This window comes from Bacillus pseudomycoides DSM 12442 (genome assembly GCF_000161455.1).
GTDB classification, from domain to species: domain Bacteria; phylum Bacillota; class Bacilli; order Bacillales; family Bacillaceae_G; genus Bacillus_A; species Bacillus_A pseudomycoides.
This window is the reverse complement of the sequence record NZ_CM000745.1, coordinates 1,916,255-1,932,585: the sequence shown is the minus strand read 5'-3', so window position 1 is coordinate 1,932,585 and position 16,331 is coordinate 1,916,255. Positions and strand designations below refer to the sequence as shown.

General features: G+C 36.0%; 13 protein-coding genes, 2 pseudogenes and 1 other annotated feature. Of the genes and pseudogenes, 2 read left to right on the top strand and 13 right to left on the bottom strand.

Annotation, left to right across the window (positions count from 1 at the left end; translation table 11 throughout):
• Nucleotides 1–1,160: ATP-binding cassette domain-containing protein (locus tag BPMYX0001_RS09640; protein WP_033798839.1), on the bottom strand; the 1,160-nt coding region annotated here is incomplete at its 3' end.
• A gap of 620 nt (nt 1,161–1,780) precedes the next feature.
• On the opposite strand from BPMYX0001_RS09640, the pseudogene BPMYX0001_RS09635 reads away from it, so the two are divergent.
• Nucleotides 1,781–2,079 (top strand): annotated as a pseudogene (locus BPMYX0001_RS09635) (transposase); the annotation flags it as partial.
• A 315-nt stretch (nt 2,080–2,394) separates the two neighbouring features.
• Here BPMYX0001_RS09635 and argS read toward each other — a convergent pair.
• The 7 genes from argS to BPMYX0001_RS09600 all read right to left on the bottom strand — a co-directional run bounded on the left by argS (nt 2,395) and on the right by BPMYX0001_RS09600 (nt 8,647).
• Nucleotides 2,395–4,083, bottom strand: a complete 1,689-nt coding sequence (gene argS, locus BPMYX0001_RS09630) for an arginine--tRNA ligase (protein ID WP_006094698.1) — start codon at nt 4,081–4,083, stop codon at nt 2,395–2,397.
• A 45-nt stretch (nt 4,084–4,128) separates the two neighbouring features.
• Nucleotides 4,129–4,343, bottom strand: a binding site (T-box leader).
• Nucleotides 4,344–4,383: 40 nt separating this feature from the next.
• Nucleotides 4,384–5,160 carry a class I SAM-dependent methyltransferase gene (locus BPMYX0001_RS09625; RefSeq protein ID WP_006094697.1) on the bottom strand — a complete coding sequence of 259 codons (777 nt, stop codon included), beginning with the start codon at nt 5,158–5,160 and terminating at the stop codon, nt 4,384–4,386.
• A 48-nt stretch (nt 5,161–5,208) separates the two neighbouring features.
• Nucleotides 5,209–5,643 carry a BrxA/BrxB family bacilliredoxin gene (locus tag BPMYX0001_RS09620; protein WP_003197283.1) on the bottom strand — a complete coding sequence of 145 codons (435 nt, stop codon included), beginning with the start codon at nt 5,641–5,643 and terminating at the stop codon, nt 5,209–5,211.
• An 83-nt stretch (nt 5,644–5,726) separates the two neighbouring features.
• On the bottom strand, nt 5,727–6,110 hold the full coding sequence (locus BPMYX0001_RS09615; protein WP_033798290.1) for a thiol-disulfide oxidoreductase DCC family protein: 384 nt from the start codon (nt 6,108–6,110) through the stop codon (nt 5,727–5,729).
• A 4-nt stretch (nt 6,111–6,114) separates the two neighbouring features.
• A complete protein-coding gene (locus BPMYX0001_RS09610; RefSeq protein ID WP_006094695.1) occupies nt 6,115–7,242 on the bottom strand; it encodes a conserved virulence factor C family protein in 1,128 nt (375 codons plus the stop codon).
• Between the two features lie 353 nt (nt 7,243–7,595).
• The gene (locus tag BPMYX0001_RS09605) at nt 7,596–8,246 is read right to left on the bottom strand and encodes a PspA/IM30 family protein (protein WP_006094694.1); all 651 of its coding nucleotides are present in this window, start codon (nt 8,244–8,246) and stop codon (nt 7,596–7,598) included.
• A gap of 44 nt (nt 8,247–8,290) precedes the next feature.
• A complete protein-coding gene (locus BPMYX0001_RS09600; RefSeq protein WP_003197275.1) occupies nt 8,291–8,647 on the bottom strand; it encodes a lmo0954 family membrane protein in 357 nt (118 codons plus the stop codon).
• Nucleotides 8,648–9,070: 423 nt separating this feature from the next.
• Between BPMYX0001_RS09600 and BPMYX0001_RS09595 the strand changes: the two genes are divergently transcribed.
• Nucleotides 9,071–9,436 carry a TetR/AcrR family transcriptional regulator gene (locus BPMYX0001_RS09595; protein WP_018782101.1) on the top strand — a complete coding sequence of 122 codons (366 nt, stop codon included), beginning with the start codon at nt 9,071–9,073 and terminating at the stop codon, nt 9,434–9,436.
• A 199-nt stretch (nt 9,437–9,635) separates the two neighbouring features.
• Here the strand turns inward: BPMYX0001_RS09595 and BPMYX0001_RS09590 are convergent.
• The 5 genes and pseudogenes from BPMYX0001_RS09590 to BPMYX0001_RS09570 form a co-directional block, all read right to left on the bottom strand.
• Nucleotides 9,636–9,926 (bottom strand): annotated as a pseudogene (locus BPMYX0001_RS09590) (single-stranded DNA-binding protein); the annotation flags it as partial.
• A 232-nt stretch (nt 9,927–10,158) separates the two neighbouring features.
• The gene (gene ltrA, locus BPMYX0001_RS09585) at nt 10,159–12,021 is read right to left on the bottom strand and encodes a group II intron reverse transcriptase/maturase (RefSeq protein WP_006094691.1); all 1,863 of its coding nucleotides are present in this window, start codon (nt 12,019–12,021) and stop codon (nt 10,159–10,161) included.
• Nucleotides 12,022–12,975: 954 nt separating this feature from the next.
• On the bottom strand, nt 12,976–13,707 hold the full coding sequence (locus tag BPMYX0001_RS09580) for a Bax inhibitor-1/YccA family protein (RefSeq protein WP_003197270.1): 732 nt from the start codon (nt 13,705–13,707) through the stop codon (nt 12,976–12,978).
• 75 nt (nt 13,708–13,782) lie between these two features.
• Nucleotides 13,783–15,675: an ABC-F family ATP-binding cassette domain-containing protein gene (locus BPMYX0001_RS09575; protein ID WP_018782998.1), complete on the bottom strand. Its 1,893-nt coding sequence runs from the start codon at nt 15,673–15,675 to the stop codon at nt 13,783–13,785.
• A complete protein-coding gene (locus tag BPMYX0001_RS09570; RefSeq protein WP_006094689.1) occupies nt 15,672–16,319 on the bottom strand; it encodes an HD domain-containing protein in 648 nt (215 codons plus the stop codon). Before BPMYX0001_RS09570 ends, BPMYX0001_RS09575 begins: the two co-directional genes overlap by 4 nt.
• Between the last annotated feature and the right edge of the window lie 12 nt (nt 16,320–16,331).

Below are 16,331 nucleotides of genomic sequence, written 5' to 3'. Positions count from 1 at the left end.
AATCCCTTCAAATGAGAAGTATCTTGTTGGACATAGGAAATGATGAGTCCTGAACCTAAATTAACTGAGCCTGTATGCTGTATTGGATGTCCTAGAATTAGTTTTAGGATACTACTTTTCCCGCTTCCATTCTTTCCATCAAGTACAATTCGATCCCCTTGTTCAACTATGAAGCTAATTGGTTCATTTACTATTTGGTCATCATACTTAACAGACACATCAGCCAAAACAACCAATTCATTTGACTGAAATTTCAATCGTTCTAATTTTAACGACTCAGTTTTCTCCACATTTTTTAGTAATTTTGACTTTTCTTCAATAGCTTTTTGTTGCCTTGATTCAAGGTTCTTCGCTCTCTTCATCATCTTGGCCGCTTTATGTCCTACAAAACCCTTATCTAACTTAGATCCTGAATTCCTTGTTCCATTTTTGGAAGCTTCCACTTGATGAGACCAACCTGCTGAACGCTTTGAAGACTGTTTTAATCTCCCTATGTCTTTTTGTAGACGCTCATTTGTAGCCTCTTCGTGTTCCTGCTGTCTATCAAAATTTAACTTCCAAGAAGAATAGTTACCACTTTGAACTTCAATATTTGCTCTATTTATAGATAAGATATGGTCAACGCATCCATCTAAAAAGATTCTGTCATGTGAAATCAAAATAAACCCTTTTTTCTTCCTTAGATAATCAGAGACCATCTTTCGTGCATCAGTGTCTAGATGATTTGTTGGCTCATCAATTAATAGAAATTGACCCTCATTCAAAAACAGTGCAGCAAGCAACACCTTTGTTTGTTCTCCATTTGATAATGTTTTAAATGGTCGATACATGGCCTCGGCATCAACATTTAAATAGGATATTTCACGCAGAAATTCCCAATCTTCTGCTTGGGGACAAATTTCTTCAAGGATTTCATGAGTGAACTTGTTCTTATCCGAAACTGGGTAAGGGAAATAATTAAATTCTACCGAAGAAGTGATCTTCCCACTATACTCATAATTACCTAATAATAAATTAAAGAATGTCGTTTTACCTCGTCCGTTTCTACCAATAAACCCTAGTTTCCAATCTGTATCTATTTGAAAGTTTACACCTTCAAAAATATTATCAAAGCTACCTGGGTATGAAAAAGTTAAGTCTTGAACTTTTATCATTGACATAATAATTCCTCCTTTATATATCAACACTTTTCATATAAAGTCGGAATATCCATCAATTTTTTAATTTCTCCATATAAGTTTGATGGATATTAACGACTTATATAGAGCATTACATGTGTAACAATAGTGTCTGAATTCCTCATTTTTCTCTCTCCTTTATTTGTTAGGTTACAGTTACGGATTAATAAATATCAACTTACCTATAAGAGAATAAAAAAATCCTCCCAATTTGTAATCGGAAGGATTAGTATCTCACTTATACTTAATAAGTTCTTATTAATCATTGGAATCATGACAAATAAAGTATGAACTGATTTATAAAAATGGATAGACTAACCCTATATTTTGTAGTTTGAAGTTATTAATTTCAAATTAAAATATAGATTAGTTAATCATTATTCATCCATCAGTCCTCTCATAATTCTATTTTTAGAGTAACATTCTTTTTTATGGAATGCAATATCACAATCATCTTTACCTCAAATTACTGCTAACTACTTCTTTAGAATCAACAATGTATATTCCTTCTTTCTTTATACTTTGTGGAGTGGAGTTAGTATAGTCATATGAACACAACTTAGTTAAGTCCTTACAATGGATTTCAAGGAGAAAGTGTCCGTATGGCAAACAAGAAATTTAATGAAGAATTTAAAAAGATGGTTGTTGAACTATATCATTCAGGCTGATCTGTGAAAGAACTAAGCAGCGAATATGGTGTATCAGAAGTACCGATTTATAAATGGATAAAAAAATATTCTCCTATCACAACGATTGATGAGGAAGAAATGACGCTAGAAGACCTGAAGCGAATGCAGAAAGAAATGCTTCGTCTGAAGGAGGAAAATGAGATTTTTAAAAAGGCTATGGCCATATTCGCGAAAAAATAAAAGATACAGACTTACATCAATTTATCGATTGTCTGTTTAGGGATAGTATTACCACTTCTAACATGATATCTTGCAATAGCACTATATATAAGTTCATCTTCATACATTGTAGGAAAAAAAGATACCATCTCCTTCTTTCAAAGAAAAAACAAAATAAATAATTATTAAAAATAGTAAGAAAAATAAAAATAACAAATCAGGTCAACGGTACGCCCGATTTGTCATTCTGCCAATATAGTAAGCTTTATTTTGTATTTATCATCTTCAGTAACACATTATTTGTAATTAACTACTACAGTAACGTTAATAATTGTCACTGCACAATAGCACGATAAAATTGTACTCATTTACATCTCTTCCGGAGCACCCATTCCAAGTAAACGCAATCCTTCTTTTAACACAATCGTTACTGCATAAACAAGTGCAAGTCTACTTTCCTTTTCTTTATCCTCTTCTAAAATACGAACATTTCCATAATATTTATTAAATGCTTGTGCTACATCTAACAAATACTTCGCAATATGTGACGGTTCATTTTTGAAGAAGGCTGTTTCAACGACTTGTGGAAATCTATTTAATAATTTTATCGTACTCCAACTATGATCATCGTTTAATTGAAACGCTTCTGTTTCAAATTCAGCATTTTCTTTTCGTAAAATGGAGCAAGCACGCGCATGTGTATATTGAACATATGGTCCTGTTTCCCCTTCGAACTTCAGCATTTTTTCTAAAAAGAATTCAATATTATGCATACGTTCATTTTTCAAATCATGGAAAATGACTGCCCCGACACCAACTTGCTTAGCAACTTCCTCTTTTTGCTTTAAGTCCGGATTTTTCTCTTCAATATTTTGCTCTGCAAGCGTAATCGCTTCTTCTAATACTTCCTCAAGTAATACGACTTTCCCCTTACGTGTGGACATTTTTTTACCATCTTTTAAAATGAGTCCAAATGGTACATGAGCCATACCATCTACCCAGTTATAACCAAGTTTCTTTAATACAGTGAAAAATTGTGTGAAGTGTAAGCTTTGTTCTGCGCCTACTACATACAACGCTTTATCAAATTCATATGTGTTTTGACGGTATAGTGCCGCTGTTAAATCGCGCGTTGCATAAAGTGTAGCTCCATCTGATTTTTTAATTAAACATGGCGGCATATCTTCTTTTTCTAAATTAACAACTTGTGCTCCATCCGATTCTTCTAATAACCCTTTTTCTTCTAAAATATCAACAAAATCGCCCATTTTATCATTATAGAAAGCCTCTCCTTGGAAGTTTGTAAATTCAACACCAAGAAGTTCATAAATACGAGAGAATTCTTTTAAAGATTCATGACGGAACCAATTCCATAAAAAAACTGCTTCTTCATCACCGTCTTCTAATTTCTTAAACCATGCACGGCCTTCTTCTTCTAGCTCTGGATGCTCTTTCACTTCTTCGTGGAAATGAACATATAATTTGAATAATTCGCGAATCGGATCTTCTTTTACAAGCTCTTCATTTCCCCATTTTTTATATGCGGTAATTAATTTCCCAAACTGCGTTCCCCAATCACCAATATAATTGATTCCTACAACCTCATATCCACACTTTTCAGCGATATGTTTTAAAGAATTCCCGATCATCGTTGAACGTAAATGTCCCATGGAGAACGGTTTCGCGATATTTGGTGAAGAGTAATCGATTACTACTGTTTTTTCTCGCCCAAAGTACCCCTGTCCATATTCTTCTTTTTCAACTAAAATCGCTTTTAATACATCATCACTTACTATGTGACGATTGAAAAATACGTTCACATATGGTCCAACTGCCTCCACTTTTGTAAAAAATGAATTGTTTAGCTTCTCAGCAATTTCTTTCGCGATAATTGCGGGTGCTTTTTTATATTGCTTTGCAAGCATAAAACAAGGGAATGCCGCGTCTCCAAATTCATCTTGCTTCGGAGTTTCAATTAAACCTGTAATTTGTTCCAATGATAATTCTGATTTTAATATTTCAAATAAACTTTTTGCTAATTGAATTTTATATTCCATGTTACTCCCTCCTTATTTTTTTAAACACAAAAAACCCGTCTCTAAAAAAGAGACGAGTTATCACCCGTGGTACCACCCTTGTTGTTCCGAAGAACCACTTTCCCGTTTATAACGAGGACAGGGGGCCCCGGCTTACTCTACTATTCATTTCAAGCAGCGTCTCCGAAGTGCGCTTCATCCTCTTCTCCGTACTAGGCTCTCACCATCCCTAGCTCGCTTTCCTTCTGAAGAAGGACTACTCTCTTCATCTACGACATCATATATAATTGATTATTGCTTATTATACATCTTTTCAAATAATTAGCAAGGTTCAATTACACCAAAATGAAATTTCGCACTTTTTCGCTTATATACTAAGAAGTTATGTCGCTCAAATCGTGTACTACGGAAATGATCCTTTAAGACAACACGTTTTCTAGCAACACGCTTTGCTTCTGCAATTGTTTCATCTGTGACATCATTATACAAAGCAAAGTGTTTTAAGCCACGAATCCCATCTGATTCAATTACCGTTTCTTCAAACATTGGATCCAGATAAACAACATCATAACAGTTGTCTTCGCAGCGCTTTAAGAAATCAAAATGCTCAGTTTTCTTCACTCTAATTCTACGCATCGCTTCATCGATTTCTGAAATACCCGCACACCACTGCTTTAAACCTTTATTCATTATATAGGCCATGTAACGATTCCCCTCAAGCCCCATTATAGCTCCTTCTTCTCCAACAACATAGCTTGCAACAATACTATCTGATGCCATACCGAGCGTACAATCTAACACCGTCATTCCTTTTTCTAATTTTGCAGCTTGTACAAATGGATCATGTTCTCCCCTCATTAATCTTTTCACACGAAACATTGCAGAATTAGGATGGAAAAAGAACGATTCTTCTGTACCTTTTGGATAAATTGCTAATCGTTTCTTTCCTACAACGAGTACATCTTGTTCAAACTGCTCATGTAGCTTATATACCGATATATCATTCCGTACTACAAAAGAGCATTGTAATTCTTCCGCTACCTCTTTTGCATATGCTGTCATTTCCTTATTCGTTCGTCCTGCTGTTGTTACAATCATCTTTTCACCTCAATATATAAAGAAAAAAGGGAGAATCACTCCCCCTTTTTAGCAATGCTTTTCAAAAGCTTGTTCTAAGTTATTAATAATCTCTTCCATTGTTGCTCCTTCAATTTCATGACGATGAATGAAGTGAACAACTTCGTTTCCTTTTAGTAACGCCATAGATGGTGAAGATGGAGGAATATCTCCGAAGTACTCACGCATTGTAGCTGTTGCGTCTTTATCTTGTCCTGCAAATACAGTTACAAGATGGTCAGGTTGTTTTTCAGAACGTACAACCGCTTGACCAGCTGATGGACGCGCTAAACCAGCTGCACATCCGCAAACAGAGTTTACGACAACTAATGTTGTACCTGTCGCATTTTCCATATATTCTTTTACAGTTTCTTCTGTAGTTAATTCTTCAAATCCAGCACGCACTAACTCTTGACGCATTGGAATTACCATTTGACGCATATATTCTTCGTATGCATTTGACATCTTGTAATCTCTCCTTCAACTTTCATTCCAAATTCATCATATCACGCTCTTATAATAGGTGCAAAAGAAAGATAGCGTTACCATCATTTTTTTGATGGAATTTCACAAACTCCTTCACGACAGTGACCAACTGGTACAAGTTTTCTTCTATTTGCAATATAATCATACACTTTATTTCCAAATCCAAGTAAAATAGATAACTTGATAAAAGGAACCACAAACCAGTATGACGGCACAGCTTTTGCTAAAACATATACGCTACCAATCCCGTCATACCATTTGTTATTTTTTAAAATGTAAAGTCTTTGCTCCATCTTCTCTTGTAACTCTGTAGAAAGTTGATACTCCTCTACAACATCTTTATCACGAAAAGAGGCAAACTTCATCGTATCTTTTTTATCAAGCTTCTTTGTACGCTCTGCGACTGCCGTGCACATCGGACACCTACTATCATAGAAAACGATCATATGATTATTCTCCTTTGCGAGACTCCGTCATTTGTTTCCAAACAGATCCTTTCGCTTCTTCTCCCCCTTCAATACGTTCTAATGCTAGACGAGCTTGCATTGCTACTTCGAACTCTGGATCATCTTGCGCTACGCGTAGTGCTGGAATTGCACTTTCATCACCAAGTTCAAATAAGAACATCGCCGCACGCCAACGCACCAATTTACTTGGATCTTTAAGTGCTTTAATCATAACAAACATCGCTGCTGGATCTCCTACATCTGATAAGCAATCACCCGCAGTGCGGCGTACACTTACAGAACGATCTAGTAAAGCTTTATACAGTAATGGTAATACTTCATCACCTTTTACCATACCTAAGTACGCTGTTGCTAAACGACGGATAGATACTTTCTCATCTTCTAGCGCTTTCTTCAATACAGGAATATCTTCTTCTGTTGGATCCATTTGCTCAAGCGCTGCATAACGGTTTTTCCAATCAGGATCCGCCATCATTTCTTCTGTTACTTTATATGGTTCACGCTTTGTAATCGTTACTTCTTTAGCACCCGCTTGATCTAATAATTCTTTTACAGTTTTTTCAACACGGTCTTCTGGATAAGCGGCGACAATTTCTTCCACAACTTCTTTTCCGATTTCTTCAAAATTCCCATAACGTGTACTTTGTTCTACCCATTTACGCTCTTTCACAACGTTAGGTGCAGACATTTGCACTTTCATAATTGCTTCTTTAAAACGGTCTGGTAAGCCCACTCGTTCTTCCGTTGTTCCATCTGTTAATTTCACCTGCATCGGAATCGTAAAGAACATTTGAATGAATACTTTCACTTCACCAAAATGTGAAAGTTGCTCTCTCTCATCTTCTTCAGTGACTTCTTCTCCAAACACAGCACGAACTTGTTGCAAAAGTACTTTCCAGTCATACTTCGCATTTCTCTCTACTGCTAGAAAGTCCGCAACATGATATACACCTTTAATACCTTCAATTTTTAAAATGTGTTGCACTTGCTCTGGTGCTTGTTCTGCATTTTCGTTTGTATAATTATTACGTGCTCCTGATGGTAACACTTCATTTAAGATAACTTTCATCGTATTTGGACTTGGCGTCGGTTCAATTGCTTTAATCTTCACGTAAATAAACTCTCCTTTATTGCTTGTTCTTAGCTGTATTGTAACATGTTCTATCGCTATACTCCTACTGAGACGCTTGCTTTTTCTAATCACAATTATAGTCTTAATAGAATTGGTGAATATCATGTAACAACTACCCCTATTGATATACCCCTTTTTAGTATCATGTTCCTTCTCTCTTCCGCTCAAAAAAGGTAGATTGATAATAACTTTAATCAGCCCCTGCCTTCCTTGCTTTCGCTTAATCTTAGGATGAGGGTCTTACTGCCCGTTAATACGGGATAAATAAAAAAGGTATTGCTTTGCAACACCTTTTTTCTACCACCATAAACTCATTTTATGATGCACTACAATTATTTTGTTAAAGATACTTCATCCTTTCCTTTCATGTCGCGCTCAAGTTTTGCAATTTTCATATCAAATGTATCACGTTCATGATCTTCATTCATGCGAAGCTCTAAATCACGAATGTGATCTTCAATTTCTTCAAATCGTAAGAACGGGTTGTTCTCATCCATTTTATGAAGAGCCGTATTCATACGACGGTTCACATGGGCCATATTTTCACGTGCCATCAATTCCATACGCTTTGCATTCATTTCTTTTAGCTTATTTTTCATTTCAGAAAGACGGCGTTCTAACTCATCAATTTGCTCCACTACACCTGCATACATCTCTTCTAAACGTGATACTTGCCCTTCATAGTATGCTACTTCTTCTAATGCACGTTCATGCAATTGCACTTCTCCTGCTTCTTGTGCAATGATCGCCTGCTTTGATCGCTTATTTACGAAATAACGAGCCTGCTCAAGTTCACGAGCAAAGTTAGATTTTAATGTTTTATGACGCTCGATTAATTTCTCAATTTTTGTTACTTCACGCTCGCTATCGCGTAAATATTGGTTTAACATAGCGATTGGATTTTTTCTTTCCTTCTCATCTAATACATTATGAAAGTCTGCTAAAATTGCATCGCGTACACGTCCGAATAAAGATTGTTTCATTCTAATCTTCCTCTCTTCTACTTTATGATTTCAGTTATTTTATATTAGTTTTTCATTAACTTGTTCCACTCATCTTCAAAGTTGCTATATCGTTTAGAACTTTCTGAAGCAGAATCAACCACTACATCTTTTTCTTTTTTCCACTCACGGTATCCGTAGTATAGTACTACTACTGCTACAATACCGATCAATGCTGGGGAATGAGAAAGGGCGATTGACAAGCCGATTAAACCGAAAATACCCCAAGCTAACTTTCCAAAAAATGATTGTGCTCGCACAAATGATTTATAGCTCCAGTACGCAATCCCTGCTCCAATTGCGAATCCTACAATACCAGCAAGACTACCAAGAGCAATTAAAGCCAAAATACCGGCTGCGATAAACGTTAAAAATTGTTTCATCTTGTGCTTGCCTCCCTTCGATTTGATACTCTTATCTTAACTATTTTTTTAGTTTTCCATAACGAGCTTAAGAACCGTTTTCAAATCAGACTTAAGACCTATTCCAGGTTAGACCCACATTACGATGTATATAAAACGAAGTGAAGAGCTAAAATTTTAATGCAATATTGTTTCTTCTTAGAATGCACTCTTTTTATATTTAAGAAACCGTACCCTTCGACACCATATAAATAACAACAATACGGGCAGATTCCATTCGCCTCCTAACATCCTTTCCCCTTCTTTTAAAGTTTTTCCTAATTAGATTGAATGTAAATCTTTAAAATTATTCGTTTAGATATCAAAATATAATTTCCGCTTACATACATTTATTTAATTCGCTAACATAACTGACGAACGTTCGTAAAATTTGAGGTGATTTTATTGAACAGTAATAAAATTAAGGGTGCAGCTCTAAAATATTTCACAATTCATGGTTATGAAGGAACACCCCTTTCTTTAATAGCTGAAAAAGCCGGCATGAAAAAGCAATCCATTTACACACATTTTAAAGGAAAAGATGACCTCTTTCTTCATGTGTTACGTGATACAAAAGAAACTGAACTAGCTTCAAAACTTCAATACTTAAGTAAAATTGATTCACAAAATCCTGAAAAAGATTTATACAGGCTACTACAATTGAAAGTCGATCTTTTTCAAAAAAATGAACAATTAAAGTTTTGGCTACGTATGTCATTTTTTCCGCCAGTACATCTTGCAAAAGCAATCGAAAAGTTATACTTTCTTTGAACAAAAACCCCTTGTCCATATTGAACAAGGGGTTTAGATTTTCTCTACTAGGAATCATCTCATATACCCACTAATCTAAGATTTTGAAGCATCCCAAAAACGATATTTTTATCTCTCGACAGTTACTTATAGGAAGGGATTAGTGAAAAATAATAGTTATCTGGTAATTACACCAAGTTTTTGTTTATACCTCCTTTCTCTACCGTGAAGCTTCCTCTTTCTTCCGCTCCAAAAACGTAATTCTTTCAATCACAACTTCTGTTTTATACACTCTTTTCCCCTGTTCATTATCATAATTACTCGTATGAATACGACCTGTAATCCCAACAAGCGATCCCTTTTGACAATAATCTGACACATTCTCAGCCGATTTTCTCCAGACGACGCAGTAAATGTAATCTGCTTGCTGCTCTCCTAGGCTATTTCGAAACCCTCTATTTACCGCAACGCATATACGTGCATAAGCAATCCCTTGCTTTGTGTAGTATAGTTATGTGTAGCATCCTAGCTCGTAAGAGCTAGGGTAGCTACTAACCCTTACGGGTCGCGATAGGTAAAGTTTTGACGTTATCTTCACTTTTTCCCCCGCCCCAAACCGCACGTGCGCCTTTCAACGCATACGGCTTTCCATCAACTTATCCTACTTCTTAACTCAATACATGGAGTTAATTCTTTTTCATTAGATTGTTCGTCACCGATACAACCCTATAAGTTTTAACGATTCATTTTTGAAGTAATTTACTTCTGAATTTGTCAATTTTCTTTATTGTTTTAGCATTATAACTTAACACATAGTTTTCACAGTGTATGGATGTATGACATTCTTTACATACCCATGCTAGATTAGCGACTCTATTAATTAAATCCATAGGTAAGTACGGTTCAATGTGATGGCAATGTGCATTTTCCTTCATAAAGTCTAATCCGACATTACAGCACCTACATTTTCCTCTATCCCTGTTATACGCATATTCACGGTTCATAAAGTATTCAAAGTTATATTTACTCTTTGTACCTTTGCAGAGATAAAAATCCTGTAGTGTCATTATATGAGGTCTATCCAGTCTTAACAGCTTCTTCCTTTGTTTGTAGTAGATTTCTCTTCCTACTATAGTGTAAGGTGTCGTCCTTTGGTTAAATGGTTTTTCCAGCCACTCCGAAGGAGTATATGAAGCTTTTGTGACTCCAACCCAAAACCCTTCCTTTTTGATTGCGAAGGTTTTTGCCTGATATTTATGGTGTCTACTAGGTCGGTTTCCTAACTCACACATTTTTACTTTATGCCTCATGTAGCCGCTAGGGAACAATTTCTTGAAAGTTCTAAATAAGGAATTATTTACGTTGTAATCAATTCTATCGAATGTATCCGCGCAAATACCGACTTTCCAATATTCCGCATATCCTTCGAGCATTTGATTAACTTTGATGATTTGTTCTATCCAAAATTCTTCTTTTAAAACTTTCCTCATCTTCCTTATTTCTTTGCAAACTTTACTAATTTGACCACTGACTTTTCTATGATTGGGTTTGTTTTTGCCAACTATATTTCCACTATTACTGCGGAGAGGTGTTTCAGCATAAATATCAAACCCTAAGAAGAGTGCTGGCTTTTCCCTTAAGTCTGTTATGACTGTTTTCTCTTTAGACAATTCAAGTTTTAGCTTAATTCTGAAATACTTGCGCAAATATTCAAGATAACGTCTTGCTTCTTGATAGGTTTGAGTAAGTATAATCCAATCATCTGCGTATCTAACTAGGTAGCATTTATTTCTACCTTGTCTAACCAGCCTCTCCCTTTGCTTTCTCGGTTCCTTTGAAATTCCAGTTGGTTTCGCTTTGTAGAATCTACGTGCTACCATCCAGTCGAAATCATTTAGATACACATTTGCAAGTAAGGGTGAAATTATACCGCCTTGTGGAGTTCCCTTTTCCGTAGTGAATTTAAAATCATATTCCATATATCCTGCTTTAAGCATAATTTGAATAATCTTTATTATTCGCTTGTCCCTTATGCCTAATCTCCATAGTTTCTTAATTAGAAATCTGTGGTTGATATTATCAAAGTAACCTTTTATGTCACCTTCGATTGCATAATAAGACTTAGTAGTATTAATGAAATGATTCACTTGTCTAACAGCATGTTTAGAGCTGCGGTAAGGACGGAATCCGTAACTATGGTCGTAAAATTTTGCTTCTACGATTGGTTCAAGTATTGTACGAATACATTCTTGAATAATACGGTCAACGACCGTTGGTATCCCTAATGGTCGTTGACTTCCATCCGCTTTTTCGATATAAACCCTTCGGGCTGGTTTGGATTTGTAGTTTCGTGCAGCTTTAGTGATTAGCTTTATAACGTTGTTTTTATCCATTTGCAAATATCTTCGAATATCATGTCCGTCAACACCAGGAGTGTTAGCCCCCCTATTGGCTTTGATTTTATGAATAGCTGTAATTATTGTGGTCTCATTGAATGCCATTTCATATAAGCTATGAAAACGTGTATTTTTCTTTGATAATTCATATAATTGGTCCTGAGCTCTTTTGAGTTCAGTTTCATTTGAGAAGTTTGTGCTAAAGTTCATAAAGACATCACCTGCCTTTAGGGTTCACAATTCATTCTTACAGAAAGTTTGAACTTCTCTATCGAATCGTTAAACTTGATAAGTTGACTGGTCCCCTTTGCCCTGTAATGGTTTTTCTCCATCTCTGACTACTACGAGACCTCTGACTTCCTTTAAACTTCAACGTTCTGTAAAACTCCATTTAAAGGCTCTCCCACGTTCCGATTAATCTATCCTTTTTCTGTAACCCTTAGGTCAAGACTATATGCCGATAGTTCTAAGTAAGGTTTGAGAAATAGTTGTTCCTTACATTTCAACTTACTATTTCAAGTAAAAGGGAATACGCAAAACCAGAATGCTATATTCCAACTATATTGGGTCTCCATTTCTAGAGTCACAAATGACGACACTTCAAACATCTTTTCGTTGCCTAACCGTAGGTTACGGACACCCGCACTATATATATTCCATATCTGCACACAGACTTAGGATTTCAAGTTACGTCTTTACCTCGCTTTATACGTCTGTATATTACAGCATACATCGCATAGGGGAGTCTCAGTGTTTATACCACGGATGAGTTTACCATTTCTCATACTTATGTGTTTTCTCCGTATATCAACGGTACTTCCCCGTTGAAACTCGATTAATCAGTTCAATCAATATGTGATAATATCTGTTTCAACCTATAGCATAGGTATATATTCGATTTCTCACGATTGTCACTTTATCCCACCACTGGTACGTGGTGGTTATGCGAAACGTGGCGCACCTGGATCTTTTGTCAATCTTCCGATTAATACAACTCGATTCATCATATTTATACCACCTCACATTTTTTCTTTATTGTAGAAAAAAATAGAAGATAGGTAAAAAATGCAAAATAATATATTTCTAAAAAGAAATCATCACTTTAAATCTAAAAAAATACAAAAAGAAATCCTGCATATTTCAATCATGCAGGATTTCTTTCAATTAGTCATTTTTCGCAAAGTAAGAAACGAAACGAAGAATTTCTAAGTACAACCATACTAATGTCATCATTAGACCCATCGCACTGTACCACTCCATATATTTTGGAGCTCCACTACGTGCGCCATTTTCGATTAAATCGAAGTCTAGTAATAGATTTAATGCAGCAACGATAATCACAACTGCACTAATGATGATGCCAATTGTTCCACCTTGGTGAATATACGGAACAGTAACACCAAACATGTTTAATAGAAAAACGATCAAGTACATAACCAAAATCCCAAGCGTCGCGGCCATTATACCTGTACGGAACTTATCCGTTACCTTTACAACACGAGTTGCATATAAAACTAACATTGCAAATAAAATTGAAATTGTTAGTAATACAGCATTTAAAATAATAGAGTTGTCAAAACGAATCGCATATACCGCTGAAATGCTTCCTAAGACAATCCCTTCAACAGCTGCATAAATAGGTGCTGTAATAGGCGCCATTTTCGGGAAGAAGATAGCCGCAAATGCGATAATTGCAGCCACAATTAATGCTCCAATTAAAACTGGCATTTGCATTTTCCCCGTATACATCTGTATGTATGAATAGACAGACGTTGCAAGAAGCAAGACAAGCATAATAAATGTTTTTCCTACAGCTCCGCCAATTGTCATCGCAGACGTACTTGCTCCCTGTTTACGAAAGGTTTCTTTTTTCAACATTGGATTAGATGTTCTCATTTTTTCCCTCCTAAAATATGTTCTACCAATAGTGTAAAGTTTTTCTCTTTACATTTCAATATATGCAGCTTGTTTTTATTTTAAACCTTCAACGATGTCAGACAGTTCGCTCCAGCGTTCCATTGCTTTTTCCAGTTCTTCTTCTGTTTGCTGCTGCGCCTCAGAAAGCTCCTGTGCTTTTGTAAAATCAGAACCTACATTCGCAAGTTCTTCTCCAATCGTTTCAAGCTTCTCTTCAAGCCCAGCAATCGTATCTTCAATGGTTTCCCATTCACGTTGTTCGTGATAGGAAAGTTTACGTTTACGTTGTTGCTTTGGAGCTTCTTCCACTTTCTTTTCTTTCTGTACTTCTACTTTTTCTAATAGTTCTTGGGCCTTTTGTATATCTAGGTAATCACTATAGCTTCCTAGGAATTCACGAACTTCTCCGCCACCAGTAAAGATAAATAATTCATCTACTACTTTATCTAAGAAGTAGCGATCATGCGATACCGTAAGAACGACACCCGGGAAGTCTTCTAAATAGTCTTCTAGTACTGTTAACGTTTGTGTATCTAAATCGTTTGTCGGCTCATCTAATAGAAGTACATTCGGCTCTCCCATTAAAAGACGTAATAAATACAGACGTCTTCTTTCACCACCAGATAGTTTACCAAGTGGTGTTCCATGTGAATGCGGTTGGAATAAGAAACGCTCAAGCATTTGGGATACTCCAATGACTTTACCGTCTGTTGTATGAATGACTTCTGCAATTTCTTTAATATATTCAATCATACGTTGATTTAAATTCATCTCTTCATTTTCTTGCGTATAATAAGCAACTTTCACAGTTTGTCCAACTTCAATTTCACCACTGTCAGGTGATAATTTGCCTGCAAGCATATTTAATAAAGATGATTTCCCGCTACCATTAGCCCCAATAATACCGATTCGATCGCCTGGTTTCACAATATGATTAAAATTATGTAATACCGTTTTTTCACCAAATTTCTTCGTTACATCTTTTAACTCAAGCACTTTCTTTCCTAAGCGACTCCCGCTGAGTGAAATATCAACAGATTGCTTCGCTGCTGGACCTTCTTGTTCTTTCAACTCTTCGAACCGCTGAATACGTGCTTTTTGTTTTGTAGAACGAGCTTTCGCACCGCGGCGAATCCAAGCAAGTTCACGGCGATATAGATTTTGGCGCTTTGATTCTTGTGCTAACTCTTGTTCCTCACGAAGTGCCTTTGCTTCTAAAAATGTACTATAGTTTCCTTCATAGCTATACAAATTACCATTATCTAGCTCAAAAATACGATTTGTAACACGGTCTAAAAAATAACGATCATGTGTTACAAGTAAAACTGCTCCAGTATACCGTGCTAAATATTCTTCTAACCATTCCACTGTTTCATGATCAAGATGGTTTGTTGGCTCATCTAAAATTAATAAATCAGGTGTTTCAATAAAGCACTGTGCCATTGCAATACGTTTTTTTTGTCCACCAGATAAGTTCCCCACAGTTGCAGTGAAATCTGTAATTCCGAGTTTCGTTAAAAGCGACTTTGCATTCGCATTTGCTTCCCATGCATTCATCGCATCCATACGTTGCTGCACTGCAAATAATTGTTCTTGCACTTTTTCATTACTCGGGTCTTTTTCTATGTTTAATAACGCTTGTTCGTATTCACGAAGAAGGCGAATTAGCGGCGTATCACCGTGGAATACTTGCTCAAGCACTGTTAAATTTTCATTAAAATCCGGTTGCTGTGATAAATAGCTAATTGTATAACCACGCGTATGTGTCATATCACCTGTATCTGGAATCTCTACCCCTGCAATAATTTTTAATAATGTAGATTTCCCTGTACCGTTTACTCCAATAATCCCTGCACGTTGACCCTCTGCAATACTAAATGATAGTCCATCAAATAATGGTTTATCTCCATATGATTTCGATACGTTTTCCACTGTTAGCATTTTCATATTTGTGCATTCCACTCTTTCATAAATTGTTCTATAAACTCTTCCATATAACGATGGCGAATTTCAGCCTCTCGTTTTGCAGCATCCGTATTCATTAAATCTTTCAACTTCAAAAGCTTTTCGTAGAAATGATTTAACGATGGATCATCATTTTTTCGATATTCTTCTTTTGTCATCTCTTCTCGAGGTGGAATGTTCGGATCATACATTAAACGTCCTTTTGCACCGCCGTAAGCAAACGTTCGGGCAATACCAATTGCACCAAGTGCATCTAAACGATCTGCATCTTGAACGATTTTCCCTTCTAATGTGCTTACCTTGCCACCATGCCCACCTTTATATGACATATTCATTATAATATGAAGGATATGTTCAGTTTCTTCTTCAGTAACATTCAATCCTTCTAGCCAATCAGAAACTTTTTTCATACCAGCTTCTTCACTTTCATTTAACTTCTCATCCGCTACATCATGAAGTAAAGCTGCCATCTCAATTACAAAACGATCCCCACCTTCTTTTTCAGACAAAGAAAGCGCCAATTTATGTACACGTTCAATATGATACCAATCATGCCCACTAGCATCTGTTTCCAAAATACCCCTTACAAAAGCAACTGTTTTTTGTATTTTTTCTTGTTTTTTCATTTATCTTCACCC